General features: G+C 47.5%; 24 protein-coding genes and 1 pseudogene. 18 read left to right on the plus strand and 7 right to left on the minus strand.

Translation table 11 applies throughout. The features are described 5' to 3' along the window. The first annotated feature begins 105 nt into the window (after positions 1-105). The 9 genes and pseudogenes from GVJ32_RS18465 (at position 106) to GVJ32_RS07315 (ending at position 9,556) form a co-directional block, all read left to right on the plus strand. Entirely contained in the window at positions 106-267 is a 162-nt protein-coding gene (locus GVJ32_RS18465) for a hypothetical protein (protein ID WP_353652897.1), read from the plus strand. Between the two features lie 1,001 nt (positions 268-1,268). Next, the gene (locus GVJ32_RS07275) at positions 1,269-1,901 is read left to right on the plus strand and encodes a hypothetical protein (RefSeq protein ID WP_159239401.1); all 633 of its coding nucleotides are present in this window, start codon (positions 1,269-1,271) and stop codon (positions 1,899-1,901) included. 444 nt (positions 1,902-2,345) lie between these two features. Then, positions 2,346-3,389: pseudogene (locus GVJ32_RS18335) on the plus strand (hypothetical protein). Next, entirely contained in the window at positions 3,386-3,676 is a 291-nt protein-coding gene (locus GVJ32_RS07290; protein ID WP_159239403.1) for an MmoB/DmpM family protein, read from the plus strand. The pseudogene GVJ32_RS18335 and the gene GVJ32_RS07290 overlap by 4 nt, the downstream one beginning before the upstream one ends. A gap of 23 nt (positions 3,677-3,699) precedes the next feature. Next, positions 3,700-5,214, plus strand: a complete 1,515-nt coding sequence (locus GVJ32_RS07295; RefSeq protein WP_159239404.1) for a hypothetical protein — start codon at positions 3,700-3,702, stop codon at positions 5,212-5,214. Between the two features lie 28 nt (positions 5,215-5,242). Further along, on the plus strand, positions 5,243-6,262 hold the full coding sequence (locus tag GVJ32_RS07300; protein ID WP_159239405.1) for an FAD-binding oxidoreductase: 1,020 nt from the start codon (positions 5,243-5,245) through the stop codon (positions 6,260-6,262). A 212-nt stretch (positions 6,263-6,474) separates the two neighbouring features. After that, positions 6,475-7,299, plus strand: coding sequence for an alpha/beta fold hydrolase (locus GVJ32_RS07305; RefSeq protein ID WP_159239406.1), 825 nt, complete (start codon positions 6,475-6,477; stop codon positions 7,297-7,299). Positions 7,300-7,412: 113 nt separating this feature from the next. Continuing rightward, entirely contained in the window at positions 7,413-8,243 is an 831-nt protein-coding gene (locus GVJ32_RS07310) for a polysaccharide pyruvyl transferase family protein (RefSeq protein ID WP_159239407.1), read from the plus strand. 251 nt (positions 8,244-8,494) lie between these two features. Then, positions 8,495-9,556, plus strand: a complete 1,062-nt coding sequence (locus tag GVJ32_RS07315) for a polysialyltransferase family glycosyltransferase (protein ID WP_159239408.1) — start codon at positions 8,495-8,497, stop codon at positions 9,554-9,556. Positions 9,557-9,594: 38 nt separating this feature from the next. Here GVJ32_RS07315 and GVJ32_RS07320 read toward each other — a convergent pair whose 3' ends face one another. Continuing rightward, the gene (locus GVJ32_RS07320; RefSeq protein WP_159239409.1) at positions 9,595-10,620 is read right to left on the minus strand and encodes a capsular polysaccharide export protein, LipB/KpsS family; all 1,026 of its coding nucleotides are present in this window, start codon (positions 10,618-10,620) and stop codon (positions 9,595-9,597) included. Positions 10,621-10,885: 265 nt separating this feature from the next. Next, a complete protein-coding gene (locus GVJ32_RS07325) occupies positions 10,886-11,659 on the minus strand; it encodes a YrbL family protein (protein ID WP_353652898.1) in 774 nt (257 codons plus the stop codon). A gap of 197 nt (positions 11,660-11,856) precedes the next feature. Here GVJ32_RS07325 and waaA point away from each other — a divergent pair, with 197 nt between their 5' ends. After that, positions 11,857-13,173, plus strand: a complete 1,317-nt coding sequence (gene waaA / locus GVJ32_RS07330; RefSeq protein ID WP_159239411.1) for a lipid IV(A) 3-deoxy-D-manno-octulosonic acid transferase — start codon at positions 11,857-11,859, stop codon at positions 13,171-13,173. 104 nt (positions 13,174-13,277) lie between these two features. Here waaA and GVJ32_RS07335 read toward each other — a convergent pair whose 3' ends face one another. Continuing rightward, positions 13,278-14,186: a glycosyltransferase gene (locus tag GVJ32_RS07335; protein WP_159239412.1), complete on the minus strand. Its 909-nt coding sequence runs from the start codon at positions 14,184-14,186 to the stop codon at positions 13,278-13,280. Positions 14,187-14,461: 275 nt separating this feature from the next. Here GVJ32_RS07335 and GVJ32_RS07340 point away from each other — a divergent pair, with 275 nt between their 5' ends. Further along, positions 14,462-15,190, plus strand: a complete 729-nt coding sequence (locus tag GVJ32_RS07340; protein ID WP_159239413.1) for a 3-deoxy-D-manno-octulosonic acid kinase — start codon at positions 14,462-14,464, stop codon at positions 15,188-15,190. On the opposite strand, the gene GVJ32_RS07345 is transcribed toward GVJ32_RS07340, so the two are convergent. Then, positions 15,187-16,224, minus strand: coding sequence for an NAD-dependent epimerase (locus GVJ32_RS07345; RefSeq protein WP_159239414.1), 1,038 nt, complete (start codon positions 16,222-16,224; stop codon positions 15,187-15,189). The two genes, GVJ32_RS07340 and GVJ32_RS07345, sit on opposite strands and share 4 nt — an antisense overlap. Positions 16,225-16,656: 432 nt before the next feature. Between GVJ32_RS07345 and GVJ32_RS07350 the strand changes: the two genes are divergently transcribed. Next, a complete protein-coding gene (locus tag GVJ32_RS07350; protein WP_159239415.1) occupies positions 16,657-17,796 on the plus strand; it encodes an epoxide hydrolase family protein in 1,140 nt (379 codons plus the stop codon). A 37-nt stretch (positions 17,797-17,833) separates the two neighbouring features. Here GVJ32_RS07350 and GVJ32_RS07355 read toward each other — a convergent pair whose 3' ends face one another. Both GVJ32_RS07355 and GVJ32_RS07360 read right to left on the minus strand, forming a co-directional pair. Next, the gene (locus GVJ32_RS07355) at positions 17,834-18,745 is read right to left on the minus strand and encodes an alpha/beta hydrolase (RefSeq protein ID WP_159239416.1); all 912 of its coding nucleotides are present in this window, start codon (positions 18,743-18,745) and stop codon (positions 17,834-17,836) included. A gap of 81 nt (positions 18,746-18,826) precedes the next feature. Beyond that, positions 18,827-19,399 carry a TetR/AcrR family transcriptional regulator gene (locus GVJ32_RS07360; RefSeq protein ID WP_159239417.1) on the minus strand — a complete coding sequence of 191 codons (573 nt, stop codon included), beginning with the start codon at positions 19,397-19,399 and terminating at the stop codon, positions 18,827-18,829. Between the two features lie 370 nt (positions 19,400-19,769). Here GVJ32_RS07360 and arfB point away from each other — a divergent pair, with 370 nt between their 5' ends. Then, positions 19,770-20,183, plus strand: coding sequence for an alternative ribosome rescue aminoacyl-tRNA hydrolase ArfB (gene arfB / locus GVJ32_RS07365; protein WP_159239418.1), 414 nt, complete (start codon positions 19,770-19,772; stop codon positions 20,181-20,183). A gap of 20 nt (positions 20,184-20,203) precedes the next feature. Here arfB and GVJ32_RS07370 read toward each other — a convergent pair whose 3' ends face one another. Continuing rightward, entirely contained in the window at positions 20,204-20,965 is a 762-nt protein-coding gene (locus GVJ32_RS07370) for a sulfite exporter TauE/SafE family protein (RefSeq protein WP_159239829.1), read from the minus strand. Positions 20,966-21,177: 212 nt separating this feature from the next. Between GVJ32_RS07370 and GVJ32_RS07375 the strand changes: the two genes are divergently transcribed. From GVJ32_RS07375 to GVJ32_RS07395, 5 genes are all read left to right on the plus strand, one after another. Then, on the plus strand, positions 21,178-21,336 hold the full coding sequence (locus tag GVJ32_RS07375; RefSeq protein WP_159239419.1) for a hypothetical protein: 159 nt from the start codon (positions 21,178-21,180) through the stop codon (positions 21,334-21,336). A gap of 178 nt (positions 21,337-21,514) precedes the next feature. Continuing rightward, positions 21,515-21,865, plus strand: a complete 351-nt coding sequence (locus GVJ32_RS07380) for an Hpt domain-containing protein (protein WP_159239420.1) — start codon at positions 21,515-21,517, stop codon at positions 21,863-21,865. Positions 21,866-21,869: 4 nt separating this feature from the next. Further along, positions 21,870-22,760, plus strand: coding sequence for a diguanylate cyclase (locus GVJ32_RS07385; protein WP_159239421.1), 891 nt, complete (start codon positions 21,870-21,872; stop codon positions 22,758-22,760). Positions 22,761-22,837: 77 nt separating this feature from the next. Beyond that, positions 22,838-23,584 carry an alpha/beta hydrolase gene (locus GVJ32_RS07390; RefSeq protein WP_159239422.1) on the plus strand — a complete coding sequence of 249 codons (747 nt, stop codon included), beginning with the start codon at positions 22,838-22,840 and terminating at the stop codon, positions 23,582-23,584. 296 nt (positions 23,585-23,880) lie between these two features. Then, complete coding sequence (locus GVJ32_RS07395) at positions 23,881-26,421, plus strand: TonB-dependent receptor (RefSeq protein WP_159239423.1); 2,541 nt, start codon at positions 23,881-23,883, stop codon at positions 26,419-26,421. The last annotated feature ends 85 nt before the right edge of the window (positions 26,422-26,506 follow it).

The raw sequence follows: 26,506 nt of genomic DNA on the forward strand, positions 1-26,506 counted from the left end.
CCGCTAGAAGCAACCGTTAGCTATTATTACAACGACGGCTTCTTCTATGCAGCAACGAACGACCCACGCTACTCCCAACCAAAGTACGATCTTTGGGGCGCTCATTTGAGCTACCTATTAGAAGAATCAAACTTACGCATTACGCTCTCGGGTCAAAACTTGATGGACGAATTTTACACGGCAGGCATGCTTAAACTCGATTTTGGTGCATTGGCCTCACTCGGCACACGCCGCACAATTGGCCTAAAACTAGATTACGAATTTTAAGGCCTAACCATGCAACTACATATAAAAAACGAAGTGAATCAAAAAGTTCAAAAGGTGAGCATTGTGAAAAATTTGATAATGAATATTGTCGCTCCAACAAGCGTCTTTTTGCTACTAGCATCAACACCGGCATTGGCTCAATACGGCGACAGCGGCGGCTCAACAGGAGCAGGTAGCAGTACCGGCTCCACACGCACGTCGGCTTTCACTAGCTACGTTGACGTGATGTACAGCCTGCAAAATAGTGACGATGATGCCCGTGGCACAACCACCACCCAAGGCGGCGGTGGCCTAGGCGGGCTACTCGGTAGTGGCGGTAATAACACTGATCCGGTACGTGACCCCGCATTAGACAAAGGACAAGGCTTCGCCGTTTTAGCGGGCTTTAGACGCAAAGGCTGGTATGGCTTTGAATTTGGCGGTAGCTACGCAAAGGACGAAGATGTTCAAAAGCAAAGCTTGCTGTTTAATACGCTAATTTATCCCTTTGAAAACAACTTCTACATCAAGTTAGCAAGCGGGGTAACTCGCTACGTAGAATACCCACTTGCTCAAAGTGTCGATTCATTTGAAGATAGTGACGATGATTTTATTACTATTAATTATGGCGCAGGCATAGGCTACGTATTCCCCTTAGAAATTGGCGACACCCCTATAGGTATCCGTGCAGAAGCGGTTTACCACGTAGCTGACCGTTTTCTAGAACGCGAAAACGACTTCGAAGAAGACATCNACGCGCCGGGAAATCTTAAGGAAATTCAGTTTAACATTGGCATCCGTTTCCCATTGAAATAATAGGTTTTGGGTGCGCTGCAGCCCCCGCAAGGGGCCCTGCCGCAAAACTATGTCGCAGACCACGCAACACATGCATTAATGTGTTTTATTACGGCAGGCTGAAACTGTGACGTAGTTACGTCTTTTAAATTGACATAAACATTAATAACGATTTTAATTAGTCGTGAGATTTAGCAAATCGTCAAATTCAAATAACGAGGCTCAATATGACGTCAACAAAATTAAAAAGTACGCTGCTTGGAATGGCCTGTGCAACAGCCTTAGCTACTGCGCCATTCACAGCATCCGCACAAGTATCAGGTATCGCCCTACCTATCGACGGCCTAACTGGACTCCTTGGTTCAGCCGGCGGTCTTGGCAGTCTAACTAGCCTAGGTGGTGGTTTGGGTGGCCTAACCAGTTTAGGCGGTGGACTTGGAGGCCTTTCTGGTGCAAGCGGCGGCTTAGGTGGCTTAACCGGCCTAACAGACGGGTTAACTAGCTTAGGGCAAGTCACTGTTCTTCTAAATGGCTTAACAGGGGCCGGCGGTATTGAACTACCAGATCTTACAACCGGCCTTTTAGACAGCGGTCTTCAAACATTGAGCGTTCTTGGCCTTGACATACTAGATGGCATCATCGGTGGTGGCCCTGCTGGAATACCACTGCTCGGTGGTGATATTGCCGCCTTCCTGACTCCTGAAGGTCTTATTTCTGGCGTAACAGGACTAGCAAGTTTCCGACTACCCATTGCCATTCCAGTAGTTGGCCCCGAGCCACTCAAACTGTACGCCCCAGTAGTATTGGCGATTCTAGACACGCAAGGACTCCCCGTAGGCGGCATTCCTCTGCCGTTTTAATTAGTATTTGGTGTCGTCAGCGCGATTGGCGACACCCTCACTTACGCACCACCCTTTCAAATTTGCTTAACTTACACAGAGTATGAAACGCCATTGGCGGGACATACTCTGGCTTTTTCATGTTCAGCACGCTCATCATTAAAACATCTTCCAACTAAGACCTACGCAGGACCTAGCTGTGGCTGAATACATTTACAAAAACTCACCACAATATCGAACCAATCAGCCCGCACAGCGACAGCATATCGAATTAACTACACCTTACGCTCAGTCATATTCTATCGAGTTAATTTAATCACTCTTACGCATCTAAAGTTAAATATTCAACTCTAATATTGACAAAAAAATTAATATCTATATCCTTTATTGATAATCATATCAATAAAGAAAATTCAGTTTAACCCGGCGCTACCGCTAGGTACTAATTAGAACAAGGAGAACACAATGGGTGCAGAATCCGGCGCACGAGTTCGCACAAGTAAAAAAACCGGTTTTGTTTACATTAAACCCGCTAAGCGCAAACCGTCGCAGTATGAAGAGATTACCCTTCACACCCAGTGGGATCCACGAAATTTTGCCGTCGCAGGTTGGTTTAACCTAGACAAAAATGGTCAACCACCTTGGCGTGAAGATGCCACTTTACTGAAGGCCAGCGACTGGTGGGAATACCGCGACCCCAACGCTGAGTGGTTTCGCCCCTTCGTTAAGCGCCAAGCTGACATTGGCCGCTCCATCGAGCAAACCATTGCGGGTGCAAAGCGGGCAAAAACCTGCGCCGCCTTTGACGCATCTTGGACTGAGTTTTTATAAACCCACTACGCTGCCTACCGCTTTGCGGAATACGGCCTTTTTCTCATCCTGTGCCAAGCGCAACGAGAAGCGGGATCAGACGTAGTCGCACAGCCTATGATTTTCCAAAGCGTCGAAAAAGACCGCCACGCGCAAGATATTACGCTGTACTGCATGGAGCTTGAGTCGCAAATCGAAGGATTCAGCGATGCCCGCGCCAAAGACACGTGGATGAACGCGCCTGAATGGCAAGGTTTACGTCGTGTAACAGAGTATTTATTGGCCTGCCGTGACTGGGGAGAAATTTACCTTGTAGTGAACTGCTTACTAGAGCCGCTCGTTTCAAGCCTTATTTGCCGTGAACTCGTACTGCGCAACGCCCCACGTCATGGCGACGTTATCACCTCAGTCATTGCGCAGGCAGCAGAATCCTGCCGTGAGAATAGCACTGCCAGCACCAAAGCCTTTGTAGAATTACTTCTCAAGCAGGAGCCTGAACACAACCTCGCAGTAATTAAAATCTGGTTTGAGAAATGGCTGCCACTAATAGAGCAAGCCGCCCAAGACATCACTCCACTCTTTGCGACTTTAGATTTGTGCAATATGGAAGGTAGTGCTGCGCTAAGTAATGTTAAAACCGACTTCAATAAATTTATTGCAGACATCGGACTATCTACAGTTTTAGAGGCTGGAGCATGAGTATTATAAAAGAAAACCACACGGTATCAGCCAAACTCATGGGTGGTGAACAGTCCGGCATCATTTGCGATCTGATGGAAGAACTTCATGAGCACGTCGATGTGATAGATAGCGGTGCTTATGTCTCGATTGAAACCCAAGAACCAGAACTCATTTTTGATATGGCTGAGATATCCGAAGTCATGGGTCACTCTTATTCAGTTTCTAATTTTCTCGCCATTCTAGCCACCTACAAAGGTTTCATTGAAGTTAACGACGACAACGTTGTAATCCGCGATAACGGCTAAACAAACAGAACAGGAGCATTCTAATGAAAATAAGCGAAGCTTACGACCGCGTTAAAGCCATCGACTGGGAACCCAGCTACATTAGCCCAGAGGAAAAAACGGTCGAGACCACTAAATTTCATATTCATGAAACAAAGCCCAACGATCCATTCAAAACCTTTGTTCGCGAATACTGCGAGCAGGAACAGGAAAAAGACGACCGCCACTACGCGCTTTTAGAAGCCTCTGCGCGTTTAAACACCGGCGAGCCAGACGGCCGCTGGATGGAAGGCATGAAGTTCGGCTTATCCAACCTTGTTGGCGTTGAATACGCCGCCGCCCGCGCAATGGGGCGTATGGCCAGAACCGTAGCACCTGTCGAGTTGCGCCAAGGCTATATGATGCAGATGCTAGACGAAATGCGTCATTCCAATTTAGAGATGAACGTCATTCGTCACCATATGCGCTCATGGAAAGACCCCGTCGGTTTCGACGTGGCCGCCAAAGCTGGTGCGAGTAGCGTAGGTAGCAGTATTTTTCGCTCTATGGTTGAAGACTTAATTACCAGCGACCCTGTAGAAACCTCTATCGGTTTGCAGGTATTTGTAGAGACGGCCTATACCAATCTATTCTTCGTTGGCTTGTCCTCCCATGCCTCAGCACACGGCGACGACATGCTCGCCTCTACGCTGCTCACTATTCAGTCCGACGAAGCCCGACACATGGCCAACGGCTGGTCCACGCTGTCGTCATTACTACAAGACGACCGCAATATTCCGCTTATCCAAAAAGCAATGGATAAATGGTCTTGGCGCATTCACTGCAGCTTTGGCCTAGGGAATATGTTATTTGGCGATTACTTTGTAAGAAAGCGTACCGAATCCGCCAAAGAAATGACCATGCGCTGGGTGTTCGATGACTTTTACGGCGGCTTCTATCAAAAACTGGAAAAATTCGGCATAAAGCCACCACCACACCTAGACGAAATGATCAGCGACTTAGATTGGATGTCCCACTCCGCCGCTATTTATATCTTCGGTGCATGGCCAACCTTCTTCCATCGCTACGACGGTTTGAACGACGACGACTTTGAGTGGTTCGAGAAGAAATACCCTGGTTTTTACGAGCATTTTGGTGGCTTCTGGGAAGCTTATGGTCAATGTAAAGACCCCGAGGAAGGTCGAATAGTCTTGAAGGAAATGGGTGGTTTACCTAATTTCTGCCAGGTCTGCCAGCGCCCAACGATCTTTCCGCGTCCAGATATTAGCAAGCAACGCGCGTTTAAGATTCAAGACCAGACTTATATCTTCTGCTCTGACGGTTGCCAAGAAATATTCGTGGAAGAACCCCATCATTATGTGGGCTTTAAAAACTTCTATGATTTGTACGAAGGTAAAGAGCTGTCGCAAGTCATTCAAGAACTCGGCTTTGTTCGCGATGACGGCAAAACACTGATGGCACAGCCAGAACTAGAGCCCAAGCGACTGTGGACCCTAGAGGACGTCCGCAAAGCAAACTACATTGTTGAACGCCCTGCGCCGCCAGCATTTCTAAAATAAGGCAATGAGTGACGGACGGAGATAAAACGTGAGCTATACCATTTCTCTAGAACCCTTTGGGGTCGAATTTGAATGCGGCGAGGATGAAACAATTCTCGACGCCGCATTCAAAGCGGGATTATCGCTTCGCTACGGCTGCAAACACGGCGGTTGCGGCGGCTGTAAGCACCAGCTTAGCGAGGGCGAAGTCGATTACAACGACCACGCCAGCGCGATATCTGAAGAGGAGCAAGACGCAGGTATCGCCCTGCTCTGCTGCGCCTACCCAGAAGAAGATATTGTCATCTCACTAGACGATGACTACAAACTTGAAGACCTAACACCAGAATATCCGGTGCGGATATTCGACGCACAAATTTCTGGCATCAACTTTGTCACCCACGATACCGTGCATTTAAGCATGCGCGGAGTTGGTAGTGATCAATACGGCTTCCATCCCGGCCAATACCTGGAAATTCAAGTTCCCGGCGCAGATGATTTATGGCGCTGCTACTCAATGGCGAACCTGCCATCGGATTCGGGCGAGACCGAACTCGTTGTTAAAGTCATACCCAATGGCCAATTCAGTGAGTATTTAAAAACCGCCAAAATCGGTGACGATGTCATATTTCGCGGCCCATACGGGCAGTTCCAGCTTTCTGAAACCAATGCAGAAATTATTCTCATTGCCGGCGGATCTGGCATGGCCCCAGTCATGTCTATGTTACGCCAATTAGTCGCCGCGAAATCCGATCGCAAAGTGTCGTTCTACTATGGCGCACGCGGCGTTAAAGACCTGTACTTTGTTGAAGAAATCACCGCCCTAGGTGCCCAGCTAGCCGACTTTAGATTTATTCCTGCGCTGTCTGAACCCGCTGCGGACGATAACTGGGATGGTGAATGCGGCTTTATAACCGACGTACTCGCGCGAAATACCGAATCATTGCGCGCAGCAGAGGGCTATCTATGCGGCCCACCGCCAATGATAGATGCAGCTGTAGAAGTCTTGAAGCAAAAAGGTATGTTTAACAGCCGCATTCGCTTCGATAAATTTGTGCAAAACAGTTAGACCCACAGCTCCGCAGCGTTACCTCAAGCGCTAGCCGAGTTTTTTTGGGGTGGCTTGCCACCCCTTTTTTATATTTACAACACAACACTCCTGCCCCAAAAATCAGCCTGCAGCAGCGCAACCAAGCCCCTCTTTTAATCAAGCCCTTAAATATTGGTCTTTTAACGGTACAATGCCACGCGTATTTCAGATTAGCGACAGAGCATTTATCTATGATCAAACTACAAATTAACAATGGCATGAAGCTAGCCATTGATTTTGCTGGAAATTCAAACGATCAAGCAGTTATCTTTTTTCATGGTGGTGGACAAACACGTCACGCTTGGGGCGAAGCGCTAGAGGTACTTGCCAAAGCAGGATATTTTGCCGCCACGGTAGACTTACGCGGCCACGGGCATAGCGATTGGGCTGAAGACGGAAATTATCGCCTAGACGCCTTTGCCGACGACATCATCAAGCTTTGCGCTATGTTCGACCACAAGCCCATACTCGTCGGTGCCTCACTCGGCGGTCTATCTTCCCTATTAGCCATTGGCAGCGCCGATACCGATATCGCCCGCGCTTTAGTGCTTGTTGATATTGTCCCCAAAGTGAACACCGTCGGCACAGACCATATAAAAGATTTTATGGCCGCCAACCCCGACGGCTTTGCAAGCTTAGAAGAAGCTGCGGACGCCATCGCCGCTTATACCCCGCAACGCAAGCGCCGCAAAGATTTAAGCGGATTAAGCAAAAACCTACGTCTGCGAGACAACGGCCGCTATTACTGGCACTGGGACCCACGATTCCTAGCCTCTAGCAACCAGATCAACCCCGAGAACACCCTCGAAATCGCCACCGACAATATCCGCGTCCCCGTCTTACTGGTGCGTGGAGAAAAAAGCGATGTTGTTGACGATAGTGGCGTGGCAGACTTTTTACAGCGAATCCCCCACGCTGAGTACGTGCAGGTAAGCGGCGCAGCCCATATGATCGCAGGCGACAGCAATCAACAATTCAACCAAGTTGTATTGGAGTTTCTCAACAAGCATAAATAGCAATGCAGGAGCACTGTAAAAGCCATTAAACAAGCTCTTTACGCAATTTACCTCGTCGAGTTCAATAGTGATTTTGTGTAGACTTGCTACTACGCATACAAGAGCAGCTAGAAGTGTCAAAAAAAACCTATTTTGTTGTCAACGACACCCGCTATGATAATCATCACGGCGGTTGGCGAGTGATGGCAAATCTTCACTTGGGTATGGAAAGGCGCGGCTGGCAATGCAGCGGCTCTTTACCCGTTAGCGCTCAAGTACATCATCTTAAAAAGCACAGCAAGGCGATTAGCGAGTCGAACTTAATATTGGTCAATGGCGAAGGTTCACTACACCACAATAGCCGCAACGCCATGCGCTTGTTTGACGTCATGAATCAACTCCGCAAACAACGCCCCGTTGTTTTGCTGAATGCCCTATGGCAAGACAACGACCCAGAACGCTGGCACCCATTATTGTCGGGCTTATCCGCCGTTTATACCCGTGATCGCCGCAGTCAGTCGCAGCTTGAGACCATCGGCATCAATGCCGCTTACGCTCCAGACCTTACCTTTTACAACTATCCTGATTATTCTGGCAGCCAGCAATCTCGCTATTTGATCACCGACTCCGTTCTAAAGAAGTGGGATGAAACCGCATATACAATTTGCCAACGCGACCCCGAATGCGACTTTAGAACCTTACTCACACGGCGCCCGAAATTCTCCAGAGGCAGCAGAGATTGGGGGCGGCAACTTAAATTTTCACTATACCCGTATTTATTTGAACACTTTGGCAGCCATGTTCCCCCGCGTTATAAGGTGGTGGCTAAAGCAACAAACAATAGCGAGCAATTTCTACAGTCTCTGGCAGCTTATCGAGGTGTGTGCGCGGCACGTTATCACGCATTGTGCTTTGCCATACAACAGCAAGTCCCCATGCTTTTTGTTTCTTCTAACTCCCATTAAAGCGAAGCCTTGATTGAGGAGGCAGGCCTGCCTCCTAGAATTGTTTAAATTCGACAATTCACATACAGGCAACATTAAAATTCAATTGCAATAAGTGGCCAAGCAATATGCAGATTACACTGAACGCGTTAAATCCTTTATTATTGAGGCCAAAGCGCAAATTGAAGCAGTGTTTGACCATGTTGTTGTATGCAACTGAGACTCAACACGTTGAATCCATGTATCCGCTAGATTGATAGACCGAGAAATTAATGCATCGTTATTATTTTATTTCCTCTCCCTTGCATTTCTGCGTGGCCAGCAGCATTGCTCTGCAACACCAAAACGACTTTAATATTGCGGTTATGGTGCCGGGGTCGCAAACTTTTTTAAAGAAATATGGTGGTGCTGCAGAGCAATCGCCAGTGATTTTCGGCAAGGTAGCATACTTAGCTGAACGTACCGGTAAGCTCAATATTACCGTGCGTAAAACCTGGTTTGCGAGTTATCAAAAATTATTTGGTGATCAACAAGAAGTCGCAATTTATACCGGCAACGACCGCAGACCTGAATTTCAATCTGCCATGTATTGGCTAGTAACACATGGTCAAAATCCCGATGCTTACTACATGGATGAAGGCATCATCACCTACATTGGTCACAAATCCATGCACTCTGTTCAGCACCGCTATATAGATCCATTACTAAAAAAAATGACCTACGGGAAGTTATGGAAAAATGCCTTAACCACAGGCACGTCGCCCTGGATTACTGCAGCCTGCGTGGCGTTTCCTGATTTGGTTCATCCGCTCTTGAAGGAAAAAACCTTATTGCCCATCGACATTACCGCTTTCAGCGATGAGAAATTCTTAGGCATAGCCCGCATTATCGCAGCACTAGATGACGAGCAACAAAAGATGCTTGATCGTGTAAGCTTAGTGCTAACGCTACCCTACGAAGCGTATTTTATTAAACAACGCCATCGTTACGCCGAGCTAGCCACGCAACTTAAAAACAAGTATTCCCTTGATCAAATGGCGGTTAAGCCCCACCCCCGCATTAGCAAGCCTGAACTACTCAGCGAAACCTTCCCCGGTTTTCAAGTGCTAGACAACAGTGTCGGTATGGAGTTATTAGTGCCTTTACTCAACTCTGAATGCGCCATTGTCGGCGATGTGTCCTCAGTACTGCTAACTGCAAAATGGTTGCGACCAGACATACCTATATTTGCTTTAGCGCAAGATGAAGATACCTCGTCCAAACTAGATGATATTTATAAAAATCTTTGCATACCTGTTTTATCAATGCCTCAACTAATTGCAAGTCTTACATAAATATACTAAAAATCTGTAGCTCACTGCGTATTAACTTGTCACGTAATTTCATTTCTAAATTCCCATGGCGTTAGGGAGGTGGGAGCGCTAAACATTCTATGAAGCAGAACGGGATCCATAAAATCAGTAAGCTCCCACTGATTCAGGAATAACATAGAAAGGTAGTTGTTAATTTTGGATTCGTAATCAGGAACTAAATTGTTTAGCATTCCCTCCAAATTTGAATAGACTGGTTTATCATTTTGGTTATACATAAGCCTACCGTAAGCACAAACTCGCTTATTCTTAAGCATTGCTTCATGCATAAGGTTAGAGTTGACCGAGACAATACCAGCACAATTTTTATGTGCTGCTAAGTCAATACTACGGATATTGTCGGTGGCTTTTATTAAATGTGTATGCTTCGGTAGCGATAGAGGTTTGCTTAAGCGGCATTTTTTTGCAGGATGTTCAGTAACAATGATTTTTATGCCAGGATTTTCGAATTCGATTCGTTCAAGCAAAGCAGATGCTAATTTATCATTTGCACCTGTTTCTCCAAAAATATAGTCGAAACCAGACTCAGAAAACTTTAAGTTAAAGTCCCCCCCCCCTTGTAAAGGGACAAGACAAAAAGGTTGATCCGTTAACTCTGGAATATCCAAAGAGTTACTTGACTGAACGAACCTCAAAGCCCTTGATTTGCATTTTTCAAATTCAACACTACCAAGTAACTTCATGTAACTAGTTTCGGAATTGAACACCACATGACTGCGTGCATTTGCACCATAAGGTGACATTTGATAGCTACATCTAGGTAACCAACCATGTTCAAAAACCAGCTTAGATTCTGCGTTTCCTACATGCCGTTCAGACCAGTGAATTTCAAGAGGGCTTAGATCATTAAACAGCGCCGGATGCGACGAAACTGTGCGATTTATCGTTGTAAAGAGCAGAGTCTTAGCATGAGAACCTTGCTTTAAATTCAGAACCTGTTTTGCAGCACTCGAGTTAGAACGCCGCACATAGCGAATGAAAGCAATATTTTTATGGGGGCTAATAATTTTAGGGATTCTAATAATCAAGGGCAAAAACCAATAAGTAAGGGGGCAGCTGACATTTAATTCTAAGGTATATAGGCAAGCGTATCTTGTTATGTTCTCAAATATCTGAACAATTAAATCCTAACGATCAGAAGTCCTGATAAAGTGACTCTCGAATCAAGATCCCCTACCTTATCATAACGTCTAAATTTGCTGTTTAAAAAGCACACCTAATAGTGCAAAAATTTATGACGTGGTAAAAAAATCATAAGCTCTTTGACTTATAATTTGAGTCTAGTGAAAAAGATTAAACCAACTCCGAAACAAGTGCCTGAATACGCTGATAAAGAACATCCACTTTCATCTCGGCCTTTCGCATAAAATGGCGCCTTGGCAGCAGCCAAGCAGGAACACTACTGGAATAACCAATATCGTCAATGACCACGAGTCGCCAAGGCTCTCCATTACGATCTTTCTGAACAACTAGATTTTCTAATCTAAAATTACCGCGATAGGGAATCGCGACTTCCAGCCAAAATTGACTAAAATCATCAACTATAGCTTGGCACGCGTTATCGTAACCAAAATGTTCGATATGGTTTCTCAAGGAACTCGATATCTGGCCATCTGCATCAGTAATCAGCTCACAGACGAGTCCCGCGCCCAGGTCCGTTTCCTCAAAGCCATAACAGTGATTAACATGTTTATATAAAAAATTTCCTAATTTGCTATCCAGCTCTTTCATTGTACGGTACTCCTTCCGACTATCGTCAAAAGTCGCAAGCGGCATAATACTCTTGGGGAAGTTTCTGCGGCTACGCAAGTACTCCAACGGGCGATCTGGGCGGCGTACTTTAATACAGCGCTCATCATACTCTGGATGTATATAACACTGCCGACGCCCCCCTTCTGCGAAAGGAGAAAGACCCGAAAGACTATAAACCAATGACAAGCCCTCATTCTTTGTGTATATCTCAATTACATTTGAGACTGTAGTTATTTGAAATTTATCAGAGGTCAATCCGAAAGCCAACTCCCAAACTGTCTTACATTTTTGTATATTATACCCCCTTCCACTCAAATACAGTTTTTGTGGACATATTCCAAATGCTCAGCCAGCTTTTTTCTGGATTGAAGCAGATAGCATATTTATATTTCCTACCTCCTGTTAGAATTGGCGGCTTAGAATAACAGTCATCTTTGATGCCAACTTATTTTTATGGGCTTACTAAAAGGATCTCTCCGGCCACAATCAAATATTAAGCTGGTATTGAATTAATGCACGATTTGTACACTTGGTTATTTCGCCTCGCCCTGCCACTAATGCTTTTTTATCTCTGGTGGCGGGGGCGATCAGATATTGCGTATCGCGAACGCTGGCGCGAGCGCTTTGGATCAGTAATCTCGCCCCAAGATCCACAGGAAGGCGCTCATGACGCAACAACAAGAATCTGGATTCACTCAGCATCGGTTGGCGAAACACTGGCCACTATTCCGCTCATCAAAACCTTGGCTGCGCGTCATCCGCAATGGCAGTGGTTGGTAACTACCACCACGCCTACCGGCTCCCAGCGTGTGCATGAAGCCCTTGGGCCAATTCTCAATGAGCGTCTTTTACACTACTACATTCCCTTCGATCTACCTGAATTTCTGTCGCCGTTTATTGAGGACCTACGCCCAAGTATTTTAATCATTATGGAAACTGAGTTGTGGCCAAATCTACTCGCGGTCTGCCATAAGTGCAAAATACCCACAATCTTAGTTAACGGTCGCCTGAGCGCCAAGTCAGCCCGTGGCTATGCCCGCTTTTCTGGCTTGAGCCGAAAAATGCTGGGGCACATTACGCGGGTGCTCACCCAATATCCGACGGATGCCGAACGCTTTGTCGACCTCGGAATGCCCATAGAACGCATTAAAGCTGTCGGCAGTATCAAGTTTGACCTGCATATCAACGCCGACATGATCAGCGACGCAGAGGCGCTTTCCCATCAGTGGCGCGGCGAAAGTCACCGGCAGGTTTTGTTGGCCGCCAGTACCCACGGCGGAGAAGATGAGCTGCTATTGGATGCCTACGACATTTTGCGCAAGGACTTCCCAGACCTCTTACTGGTTTTAGTACCGCGGCACCCTGTGCGCGCCGACAGTATTGCACGTCTATGTAGAGGCCGAGGCCTGAATACGGTGCGCCGTAGCGACGGCATTGCCCCCAATATCGACGATCAGGTATTACTAGGGGACACCTTGGGCGAACTGCTGTGTTTTTACGGCGCCTGTGACGTGGCTTTTGTAGGGGGGAGCCTAGTCCCTGTTGGCGGACATAATATGATCGAGCCAGCAGCTTGGGGGATACCCGTTGTGTGCGGCCCTCACTTACACAATTTCAGCACCGTATCCAGCTTAATACAAGAATCCGGCGGTCTAGTGGTAGCTGAAACACCGCAGCAGCTAGCCGATAAAGTCGCTGCTTGGCTAAACAATAAGGAACAACGTGTCGCCGCTGGCGACAACGCGCAGCAAGTCGCATCGCGGAATAGCGGCGCCCTAGGGCGCACCGTAACGGAAATAGAAGAACTCATGTGCGCTAAGCTCTCTTGAACATTCAGCTTTCGCAAGCCCTAACAAAAAAGACCGAATACAAAATGCATTCGGTCTTTCCACTTACTAAAGCCCTAGCCAATTAACCAAAAGGGACAGGATGCTTAGTGCTTATCCGTCGCCTTGCGCACACTGCTGCGAAACCGAGTATTCAGCTTGCTGCCAGTGTAGCGGCCTTTGCTAATGTGACGAATACGATACACCCCAGGAATATCCAAAGGCTCGCCCTGAGTACCCAGCAGCCAACGGAAGGCCCTGTCTTCGTGGGCTTTGCACCAGCTCGCGGCGGGCTTTTGATAGTAAGCCAAGCTATTGCAATAACCTCCGGCGCGACTGGTATCACCGTGGGCAATCTGCAGCGGGCCGGTAGCACGGTCGCGGGTCTGCTCGACAAACATGGTATCGTTTATATCGATGACCCGCAGATCCTGGGGATCGAAATTCAACATAGGATCGTCGTCCTCCAGCAGCGAAGTGATACGCTCCCGCAGAGGAAAAACCAAGCTGTCACTACGCCCCTGCAGCAGCTCTGCCAGCTGATCTATACAGTGCTTGCGAAACATCAGGTCACAATCGGTAAACCAGATCCAGTCAGCCTTGGTCGCCAACGCCGCCCGGTTACGACCAATGGCACGACGAAACAGGGACTCTTTCGGCTGCTCGCACCAATTCCACCTCACACCTGCGACCTGCTGTTTAGCAAAAAAATTGAGAACTGTGACCGTGCGAGTATCTTCGCTGTTGTAATACACTGTCATGGTCACTGTGGCTTTTGTCGGCGGAAAAAGCACTAATGAGCTCAATTGGTAAATAAGGAAGTGGGAATACTGCCAACAGTGGCTGACAATTTCGATATTCAGGCTACCAGTGCGGGCGGCTCTCTGGGCCTTACTTGGCAGCGGCTTTTGAAACAATGATGCAGGCACCAAGCCGCTAGCGGCAAGGCGCAGAAAACGACTGACGATAAAGTCCGACCAGTGCGTCTTCGGGTCGGTATTGAGAATATTAGGCATGGCGCTATCTTATATTGTGGAGTGGCGGTCCCTGTCAGCTCACCATCGCCCCAAATGCACGATGATGTTACCGAGCGGAACCGTGGTGAGCCAGAAACTAGCAGCTGCCCACCCTTTTTCGGTTGCGCAGAATTATACCTCAAGATTAACCGGCTCACCCCTTCTGGGGTGGGATGAGGGCATGATTGACGATAGAATGTACAGAGTTTACATCTAATAGGGTGATGTCACTTGTATGAATGAACGCATACCCAATACAAATTTAAGGATTACTCGTGGGGCATAGGGAGTTCAGAAGTAAACTGGCGACGGTCATCTACGATGATGAGATGGTTGATACCGATTGCGAAAATCTGTTTCACGACGATTGGCTGAAAGAAAATACTGGCTGTACTTCACTGCAACGGGGCACGGCGGTTATGTTCGAATACCGTGGGCTGGAGCTAGTATTTAAACGCTATCATCGCGGTGGTCTAATTGGCCGTTTAATTGCAAAAACCTACCGCTATCGCCGTCTGAAAAACACCCGCGTGTGGCGAGAATTCCATATGCTGCACGCTATGCGCAAATTAGGACTACCGGTGCCACGGCCGGTAGCAGCTCACTGCCTCGGTATACCACCACTAGTCTATCGCTGTGCCGTCATTACCGAACGGGTAGCCGACTCAAAAAACCTTACCGAAATACTTTGTGAACACGCACTAGATAATGAGCTTTGGGAAAAACTGGGGGCCTTGGTCGCGCACTTTCACAATTTGAACGTGTTTCATGCTGATCTTAATGCCAGCAATATTTTGCTAACCGGCAGCGGCGAATTTTATCTGGTCGACTTTGACAAAGGGGCTATCTGCACCCCACTTTCACGCCAAAATGCAGAAGCCAATGTAAGCCGCCTGCTGCGCTCGCTAGATAAACTCCAAGGGCTTCATAGCAGCTTTCACTTTTCTGAAGAAAACTGGCAGGCGCTAAGCGCCACTTACCAGCGCGCAATCAATTACAATTAAACCGAATAGTAATCTCGATACCACGCCACAAATTTTTGCACTCCGTCACGCACGCTAGTGTTGGGCTTGTAACCCGTCGCCTGCTGTAACTTACTAGTGTCTGCGTGGGTGTCAGGAATATCACCAGGCTGCATCGGCAGCATCTCTCGCTTGGCTTTCTTACCCAGCGCTTCTTCTAGGGCATCGATATAGTCAGACAATTGCGCGGGATTGCCATTGCCAATATTAAAAATGCGAAACGGCGCATTGCTATTAGCGGGTCTGGGCTCTGCCGCCGACCAGCTTGTATCTGGAGTGGCGATCTGATCGCTAGATTTAATTACCCCTTCAACAATGTCGTCGATAAACGTAAAGTCGCGGCTGTGATGGCCATGATTAAATACCGGAATCGGCTGTTCTCGCAGTATCAACTGGGTAAATTTAAACAGTGCCATATCGGGTCGACCCCAGGGACCGTACACGGTAAAAAAACGCAATCCGGTGGTCGGCAAATTGAAAAGATGGCTGTAACTGTGCGCCATCAATTCATTCGCCCTTTTGGTGGCGGCATAGAATTGCAAGGGGTGATCTACCCCGTGATCCTCACTAAAAGGCATTGTCGTGTTGCCACCGTATACGCTGCTGGTGCTGGCGTAGCTAAGGTGAGGCGTTTTGGCGTTGCGACAGGCTTCAAGTAAATTAGAAAAACCGATTAAATTGCTTTCGACATAAGCTTCTGGGTGTTCAATGGAATAGCGCACCCCCGCCTGGGCAGCAAGATTAATCACGCGATCAAACTGATGTCGACTAAAGCAGTCATCCAAAGCCGTTTTATCGGCGATATTAGCGCGTATAAATTCGTACTCGAGCTGACCGTCGGTTTCACGGCCTTGCTGTGCGAGCTTTTCCAGTTCGCGCAGGCGGGCTTCCTTTAAACTGGTTTCGTAGTAGTCGTTGACATTGTCTATACCGATCACCGAGTCGCCTCTAGCGAGCAGGGTTTTTGCCACGTGGAAACCGATAAAACCCGCATTGCCGGTAATCAGATATTTCATGAATAGAATCAGACCTTGATTGAATTTAATCTAGCTTAGTAGTTTAAGAAGGCTAAGCAAATGGAAAACTCATTTTAATTAGGTGCCGTAATTGTCATCAATTCCTCTGAATTGCACCTTGGATAAAACACAAGGGAAGCTATACAAAACCGGCGCAAAATGAGCATCGCGAGAATAAACACTCTGCCTATTCCGCGCAAGCAAACTCAACCTCAAGATGCCAAGCAACCTAGAAACCTAGCTCTGCACTCACATTAACTCTACAGCATCTAAGAACTACGGCAACTCGCAATATCGTTCTACTCTGAGCAAGACAAAACCCAAAAAAACCGTATCGAGCTTGCCTTATAAATCTAAAGATATGTTTAAATGGTATTAAGCATGCGTACCAAGACCGGTGCAATCTATCTGTGAGGCCTAAGAGTAGAGTCTATGAAGCAATCAATAAATCCTTTCAAAATCGATATTCCGCAGGCACAGCTTGATGATCTCAAAGCCAGACTGGCCAATACCCGCTGGCCAAATGCCGAACCCGTTGACGACTGGAGTCAGGGAGCCCCGCTTAATGCGGTGCAAGCACTTTGCGAATACTGGCAGCACAGCTATGACTGGCGTCGCTGCGAGCGCGAATTAAATAGCTACCCGCAATTCACCACTGAAATTGATGGCTTAGACATTCACTTTCTGCACATTCGCTCTCCCCACGACGACGCCATGCCAATGGTCATGACCCACGGCTGGCCCGGTTCGATACTCGAATTTATGCGCGTTATCGAACCACTCACCAACCCCACTGCTCACGGCGGCAGCGCCAGTGACGCCTTCCATCTCGTCATTCCCTCCCTGCCCGGCTACGGCTTCTCGGGCAAGCCAACATGTACCGGCTGGGGACTGGAACGAATTGCCAAGGCTTGGATCACCCTAATGGCAAAATTGGGATACACAAAATATGTAGCACAAGGCGGCGATTGGGGGTCAGGAGTCACCAGCGCGATAGGCTATATAAACCCACCAGAATGCCAAGCAATCCACGTTAATATGGCGCTGGCGCAACCATCAGCCGAAGATATGGAAACCCTTACTGAGCGCGATCAAAAAGCCTTGGCGGATATTCAATATTACTTCGACTCGGACTCAGGCTACGCCATGATTCAAAAAACACGGCCGCAATCCTTAGGTTATGGCCTGGCAGACTCTCCGGCGGCGCAGGCCGCGTGGATATATGAAAAATTCCATCGCTGGACCGACAATAACGGCCGCCCGGAAGATGCCCTCACCCCAGACCAAATGCTAGACGACATCAGCATGTATTGGCTGACCAATAGTGGTGCCTCATCGGCGCGCCTTTACTGGGAAAGCTTCGATAGTATCTTTGCCGAGCCCATGACTATTCCCTGCGGTATTTCAGTCTTTCCAAAGGAGTTATTCCGGCCAGCTCGTCACTGGGCTGAACGTATTTATCAAAACCTAATTCATTGGAACGAACTAGAAAAAGGAGGGCACTTTGCGGCCTTTGAGCAGCCCAAATTATTTGTAAACGAAGTACGAACTTGCTTTGCGAATATTCGCTAACTCGCCCCGCGCGGGGTTAGCAATAGCCCTGCGCAAACTACCAATGTTTGGCAATAAACTCACAAAGTTTATTAAGCGCAATTTTGCTTTCGGGCAAAAAGGAAATGATTTGCATATCGTGGCACTGTCCGGGCCAAATATCTAAGTCCACAGACACACCTGCCGCGCGGGCTTTTTCTGCCCCTACCACCGCCACATCACGCAACAACTCCGTACTGCTCGCGGTAAAATACATCGGCGGATAGCCATCAAACGACGCCAACAGCGGCGACACTTCCGGGTCACTAGCGTCATACCCTGCCAAATATAAGCTGCGGAAAAACAAGAACGAACTAAGGCGAAACATAGGGTCGCGGTCTTCGTTCTCGAATAAAGACTTACCGGACAATGTCCAATCACCCGCCGGCGAAAACAAACTAGCCGAACTTGGCATTGGCAGCGCCGCGCCCCGAATTTTATCGAGAATAGACAACACCAAACCACCTCCTGCGGAATCCCCCAAAAGTGCTATCTGATGTGCCGGCACACCTTTTTCGATGAGTAATTTATAACTTTCAAAGCAATCATCAATCGCCGCAGGGTGTGGATGCTCTGGCGCCAAACGGTAATCTGGAAGCACACCTATCGCGCCTAAATTACTACAAATACCTGCGAGCATGGCACGGTATGTATTAGGCGAGCGCAGACAGTAAGCACCGCCATGAAAGAACAGAATATGCTTTGCGCCAATGAGATCGTCGCTAAATTCCAAGGGTTGCAGAACATCGGCCTGACAATGCGACAAGTCAATTTGGCTAATACGGCACAGTAAATCGGCCTTACCAATTGCCCGCGCATCGAGCTTGGCAAAACGTGCTCTGAGCGCCTTCAGCTGTCCTAAATTCCAAATGGGACGCCGAAGAAGCTTAAGAAAAAAATTCAACAAGCGGCTGCGAATACTTTGCTTCATCATTATGCCCTTATCAGCGTAAAGTGACTTTTTATTTTACCTGTCTGGCCGCTGTATATAGGGCGAAACACTAAAATAACCTTAAGGCGAAATATACTCTGCCACAAAGGAATTAATGGTTTTCTGCGCAGTTTTTGAGGTTGCTCCGCAGAACCGCATATGGGCTATGGTGTGTGCCATACCCAAGATGGTTCGCGCCGCATCTGCAGCTTGTAAACTAGCTTTAATGGAATTATCAGCCCGCCCTTCTAATAAAAGTTTACGTATAGCAGCCGTCGTCGCGGTATAGAACTCCTTATAAAGTTCCCAAATATGACCCTTAGTTGAACCACTCCACTCCAACCAAATTGTCACATAATTTTTATCCGTATCAACAGCCTTGGCAAAGGATGACAACATATCCTCGACACGCGTATGAACCGGCGCATCGACGTCCGTCCTCACAATGACAAAGCCTTCAAGTAAGAACCGACGCACTTCTTTAATCACCGCTTCCTGCAAATCGTCAATCGTCGGAAAATAATGAAATACCGTAGGACTAGCGACACCAGCAAGCTTAGCGATATCGGCGTGCGTCGCCTTCTCAATACCCTGCGAGGCAAATACGTCAACAGCGCACATCAAAATTTGATGTCGGCGCGCTTCGGGCGACATACGTTTAGCCCTTACCTTTACTGTCGTAGTGTTAATCGCTGCTTTCTTTGCCCCTACCACACGCCTACCTCTTTCTGTTTTTTAACATACCCGGTCATTACAAATCCATTGCTAGGGATATCTATTAGCCCAGCATCAACCGCTGCGACAACATCCTAGGATTCTATAGCATAAACAAGGGTTTACACACCCGTTAATCGGATTCTTAACGGCTAGATACAACGTACAATCATAACCCTTTATCAACCGTCTTGTCCTGTCTGTTACAATACACAACAATCGTTGGCGCCCAATGTGTTTATCACGAATAGTACGAGGTACGGTGGCGACTTCTTTAACTATCTCATTATCAAAAAAGGGCAGGTTAATCATGTTTTGCATATCGCCGTCCGTATCGATCCCCGACGACGAAATTGAGCTAAGCGCAATCCGTGCTCAAGGCTCAGGCGGGCAAAATGTTAACAAGGTATCATCGGCAATCCATCTTCGTTTCGATATCCGCGCATCCTCACTGCCAGAGTTCCACAAGCAGAGGTTATTGAATCGAAATGATCAGCGAATAAGTAAAGATGGCGTCATTATTATTAAAGCCCAGCAATTTCGAACCCAAGAAAAAAACCGCGATGATGCCCTGTCTCGCCTACTTGAGTTAATAAAAGACGCCATTAAAATACTGCCGCCAAGACGACCGACCAAACCCACCAAAGGATCGCAAAGACGTCGTATGGACAGTAAATCTCAACGTGGAAAAATTAAAGCCTTGCGCAGTCGTGTAGACGATTAAAGGCCAAGATCTATTGAGCCCTAGCCCTTTAGTAATGCCGCCACACTAGCAACAAGTGTCATAACAAATAGGAACCATTTGAGCCCTTTTGGGCTTGTCTTTATGGCTATGCGCACACCAATTTTTGCCCCCATGATCGTACCTACCGCCAAAATTAAGCCCGGCACCCACGCCACCAAGTCCTGCCAGATAAAAACCGCTAAAGCAGCTACGGTCAGCGCCGCAGTGCATACCATTTTTATCGCATTGGTTTTTACCAAGTCGTATCGCAAACTGCCGGCAAGTGCAGCAATCAAAATAAACCCTACTCCCGCCTGCACAAAGCCCCCATAGACCCCTGCCAGAAAAAGAGTCCAACGCGCATAAGGTGCCTCTTTCATCGACAGCGCCTGGGTACCTAGCGGTGGTGCAACAACACTTGGGCGCACCAAAATAATAAACGCCATCGATACCATTGCCAGCAACAAAGCTGGTTTAAGCCATTCACTCGGTGCAAACGCGGCAATGACAGCGCCTAAGAGTGAACCAAGCAAAGTGGGCTTTAAAATACCGAAGAGATCCTGACGCGCTAACTGGCCATGACGATCAAAGTCCTTGGCAGCGGTCAGCGACTGCATTAATACACCCACACGATTTGTTGCGTTTGCAACGTCAGCAGGCAAGCCCATCAACATCAAGGCTGGCAAGGTCAAATTTGATCCACCGCCTGCTAGGGTATTAATAATCCCTGCAAGCAAACCAACAACAACCAATAAACCGATTAATGCGGGACTTTGATACATTGCACCCAATTTAATTACCCCAGTAAAACAGGCGAAGACTCTCGACCAACAAGCAATGCTGCCATATACCTTGAATCCGACTTATTACCCAGTCTAATAAGTAGATATTCGCATCAAACAGCCCACTTTTTAGCGCTACTATTGCTCAACATCCAGTCGTTTGATTATTACGTAAATAGCGTGTTGATATTATCAATATTACGGAGAATAAAATGACAAACTCTAAAGCGATTAATATAAATATCCCCGTCGTCGCAAATATCATGCTATTTGGCGCATCAATCACTGCAACACAAGCTAGCATCGGAATACTACCTGCTATCGCTCTTGTCCTCGCATTATTACTCAGCGCAACAGCACTTAGTAGCTAAATCAAGGCCACGTACTACAATGCCTAACAAAGGGCTACAGCTACAAAATACTGGCGAGTTAGATTTGTCACCGACAGCTACCACTCATTACAGTACATGTATTATTCTTGTAGTAATGCAACACAAATACGAACAAGTAGTTGCAATCAACTCACCGCAGCAAAAATGAAGAGGCGATATGATACTGGACGAAGCCCGAGTTCAGGACATGACTCGGAACAATACAAAGTTAATCGCCTCTATATCACAACTGTTTCTGAACGAACTTCCTGATATGATCGCCACTATTGAGCGGGCATATAATCAAAATGACTACAATGCCCTAGCAAACGCGGTGCACCGTTTGAAAAGCGCGCTTGGAAATTTCGCAAGCAAAAGCTACTACAATGAATTCTCACACCTAGAGTCTTTAGCACTGAATGCTAGCACTGCAGGGAACTCATTAGCGGAATGGTTCACCGCATGGACTGCGGCAAAACAGAAACTTGAGCAAATGGTCAACGAGCTAAAAAGCATGGCAGGTATCTAAATCCGTGGACGTTCTCATTGTCGACGACGACGCAATAACCCGCTTCGCTCTCTCTGCGGCATTAGAAGAGTGGGGCTTTGTATCCGTGCTTGCTGAAAACGCCGACCAAGCTCTTAAAACACTTGCTACCGAAACTACTCCCCACCTACTTATTATCGACTGGTCGATGCCAGGTATGAGTGGGCCAGATTTATGCAAAACCATACGCAAGCGTGAAGATGGTCAATTTTTCTACATTCTTATGCTTACGGGCAAAGAAGGTAATGAGGCCATAATTGAAGCGATGGAAGCCGGCGCTGACGACTTCCTCAGCAAGCCCTTTGACCACCGTGTGTTAAAAGTACGAATTGCCGCCGGCAGCCGCATTGTTCGCCTAGAGCAAACCCTCAACCAATTAGCCTCTCGGGATGCACTCACGCAATGCTGGAACAGACGCATGATCGACGAGCTATTTGCCAATAGCATTGCGGAATCTACCAGAAAGCGCAGCAAATTCTCATTGATGGTATTAGATATCGATCATTTCAAACGAGTAAATGACACCTTCGGTCACTCGGCGGGCGACGCAGCCTTAAAACACGTTGTTAATATTTTAAATACCAATCTGCGTGAGTATGATCAGGTGGGACGCTACGGCGGTGAAGAGTTTGTCATACTGCTCCCCGCCACTGACCGCAATGAGGCCTGGGGAGTGGCAGAGCGAATTCGTTCCGCTATTCAATTTCAGCCTACTATTCTTAACGACGACCTCAAAATAGATGTCACCGCGAGCATTGGCATTGCAGAATTTGACCGCAGTCGCGACGCCAACCAAAGCGCATTTTTTGAACGTGCGGACAAAGCCCTGTATACGGCTAAGCAGACCGGCAGAAATCGCATTATTTGTTCAGAATAACCGTACTATAGGGTCGATTCAAAATCCGTAATGAATCGAATACGTAAAATAATAAAACCTAAAACGGAAGCCAAACTGTGGACGCTATCACCCCACCACCGCTGCATCTCTCGCTAAGTGAAACTTGGCGTGCTGGTATCGAAATCACCGAGCTTGCCTGCAAGATTGCCAGCCTACAAAACACACCGAAAGGTGACGGGCACCCTGTCATGACTCTGCCGGGCTACGGCGGCGCAGACGGCTGCATGGCTCTACTCAGATATTTCTTAAAAAGTCGCGGCTACCAGAGCTGCGGCTGGGGCCTCGGTCGAAATATGCCGTCAAATCGAATCACTAGTTTAGCTGAGATGAATGCGTTTCAGGCTGATTTACTGTTACGGCTCAACCAGCAAATCGACACCCTATTTGAAAGCAAACAACAAAAAATCAGCCTCATTGGCTGGAGCCTAGGGGGTAATTACGCCAATTTGCTTGCCCAAAGCCGTCCAGACGCTATCCGCCAAGTCATCACCCTTGGTACACCCTATGGTGACCCAAGAGGAACAAGCGCATGGAAAATTTTAAAATGCCTAAACCGGGGCAAGCAATCTGACGCATCACAAAACACCGAAACATGGGCTCACACCAATAACGGCCAGCGCGAAGTACCCACTACCGCCATATACAGTCCGATAGACGGAATTGTGTCACCACAAATTGCCAAATTGAGCACCAAAAATACCGAGAATATCGCCGTCAATTCAAGCCATATCGGCTTCACCGCAAACGCCAAGGTCTATCGGATTATCGCGGAGATACTGGCTCGTCCCCTGCGCCCAATATAAATTGGGCTCAGATAAGCACCTATAAAAATTGGCATAAAAACAAGCGCAAAATCGCGCATTACTAAAATAGATGCACTATATTTATCATCTATACAAAAAATATAACCATAAATTTAACGCATAATAAACATTAACAAAATTTAACAAACATCAAACCCACTCACAACAAGACGCTGCAACGACATTCAGCCCAAACTAATTCAAGCGGATTATGCCTGCATTGTCTTTTAGTGGTTAATATGTTTTAACTAATGCAACGCATTAATAACAATAACGATCCTACACGGAGCGCCTAAGTGAAAAAATTAACTCCTATAGTCTCAGGACTGTGTGCTTTCACCGTTTCAATGAGCAACCCAGTTTTTTCTCAGACCGAGCTTAAAAAATCAGGCTACGCCCTAGAGGAGGTTATTGTTACCGCACAGAAAAAAGCGGAATCACTGCAAGACACTCCCATATCACTAACCGCCTTTGGCGAAGAACGCTTAGAAATTGACGGTATAAATAGCCTAAACGATATCGGCTCAAAAGTGCCCAGCTTAACGATTGAGCCCTTTCCTATTAACAATGCCACGCTGCGAATTTTTATTCGTGGTATAGGTCTTTCTGATGTACAGGTTACCCAAGACCCGCCAGTCGGCATCTATGTAGATGGTGTGTATATTGCCCGCTCTACCGGCACGGCCCTAGATGTTGCTGAGCTGCAACGGATAGAAGTTCTACGTGGGCCACAAGGCACCTTGTATGGTCGCAACACCACCGGTGGCGCGATCAACCTAGTCACCAAGCGGCCCACTACCGACGCTTTCGAGTTAAAACAAAAATTCACCGCCGGCAATCGCGGTCTATTTACATCGAAAACCTCAGCCAATATTCCTTTAACAGATACCCTAGCAGCCAAAGTAGCCTACCTCACCACCAAATCTGACGGTTTTATCGAAAATACCGGCCCTGGCGGTGACTTTGGTGACAGAGAGGTCGAAGGCTATCGCATAGACTTGCGCTGGGACATCAGCGATAGCATGTCGCTGGATTATGCCTACGACAATTCGGACTTTGAGTACTACAACTCCATGTATCAGTCGATTAATCCGGCGATACAAAATAAGGGCCAGGCAGAACCTATTCGCGAGTTTGCGGTAAGCGAGTCTAAACACAGTAAAAGTCGTTTTAACAGCATGGCAACAGCCAGAAAATTTGAAGCATCAACCACAGAAATTGAAGGTCACTCATTTATTCTGACCAAAGATTTCCAAAACGTACAATTCAAATATATCGGCGCCTTCCGTGAACTTAGAGATGCATCTTACGCAGATTTAGGAGGCGGCCTCGGCTCTGAGGAATACCGCGTCGATTCCAACGAATACTGCGGCCCCGCAGCTACCGCCCAAACTGGCTCAGACTGTCTGCCGCTGGTAATACCCGTCATTTCGCAAGAGCAGTATTCACATGAATTTCAGCTTAGCGGCTCGCTCTTCGATGACAGCCTAGACTACATTCTAGGTGCCTATTACTTTGAAGAGGAAGCCACCGAGAATAACTCGCCACTACACCACCAATTCAGTGCTCGAATCAGCAACGGAATAATCCCCATTCCAGTATTGGGTGAAATCCTCGGCGGCGTCCTCATCGGCGCTGGTGACGTGCACCTAGTGAATATGCTGTCACAGCGCTACGACATCAAAAACGAAGCAAAAGCCGTATTTGGTCAGTTCACCTGGACGCCAAACCTCTTCGACAAGCGCATGCACCTAACCTTTGGCGCCCGCTACTCTGAAGACTCGCGCGAGGCGCTCAAAAACCAAATCGATAAAACGTATTTAGAAGTGCGCAGCCTGAATATGGCCATTGATACCGAAGATCTCAGTGCCTTATCGCCGGTACTTGCAGCGGCGGGCTTCCTACTCCCAGGTGACCGCAGCTTTGACAATGTACTTGGTGAAAAAGAATTCGATGACGCCTCATTTAGCTTCATCGGCGAATTTGATCTTACCGACGACATAAACGTCTACGGAAAATTTGTCCAAGCCTATAAGTCCGGCGGTTTTAACACCCGCGATCCACAACGTGGCGCCACCGGCTTTGCTGCCGGCACCCCTGGCAAAGGCGACGACACAGCGGTTGAAGCGCCCGATGGCAACGTTTACGGCTTCGGCTTTGCAGACGGATTTGACGAGGAGCGTGTCGCGTCCTTTGAAGCAGGCATTAAGAGCGAGTTAATGGATCGTCGCCTACGCATAAACGCCAATATTTTCTATAGCGAATACACTGACATTCAGCTCAATTTTATCTTGGCGGGTACCGTTGCAGACACCAAAGTAGCTAACGCCGGTGAAGCGGAAATGCGCGGCTTTGAAACCGACATTACCTACCTTGCTAGTGAAAACCTCATGCTAATGTTGAACTATGCATTTCTTGATGCAGAAGTCACCAAAGCCATTGATGAGTTTGGCAACGACCTTACCGACAGCTTTGGGTTTTATTCAGCACCTAGCCAGTCTTACACCGCATCTGCAGACTACACGGTAGGCCAGTACGACTGGGGACAATTAGCAGTAAACCTGAGCTATAACTTTATGGATAATCGCCGTGGTGGTATTCGAGGCGCAAACTCCAAAAACGTTTACCTTGGCGAATACGGCTTAATCAACGGCCGGGTTAGCTTTAGCGAAATTCAAGTCAGCAAATACGGCACACTCTACGTCGGCCTATGGGGTAAAAACCTAGCCGATAAAGAGTACGAAATTACCGCCGTAGACAACCTTCCCCACAGCGACCGGACTGTTATTTGGGGCGATCCAAGAAGTTATGGCATCGACCTAATCTATCAGTACTAATCGCTGGGCAATAAAAAAGGCAGCTCCGGCTGCCTTTTTTTATATCTGGGCCCTTCCTGCAGAAAGACCTTCGTAAGCTCAAATT

This window comes from Zhongshania aliphaticivorans (assembly GCF_902705855.1).
In the GTDB taxonomy this organism is placed as follows: domain Bacteria; phylum Pseudomonadota; class Gammaproteobacteria; order Pseudomonadales; family Spongiibacteraceae; genus Spongiibacter; species Spongiibacter aliphaticivorans_B.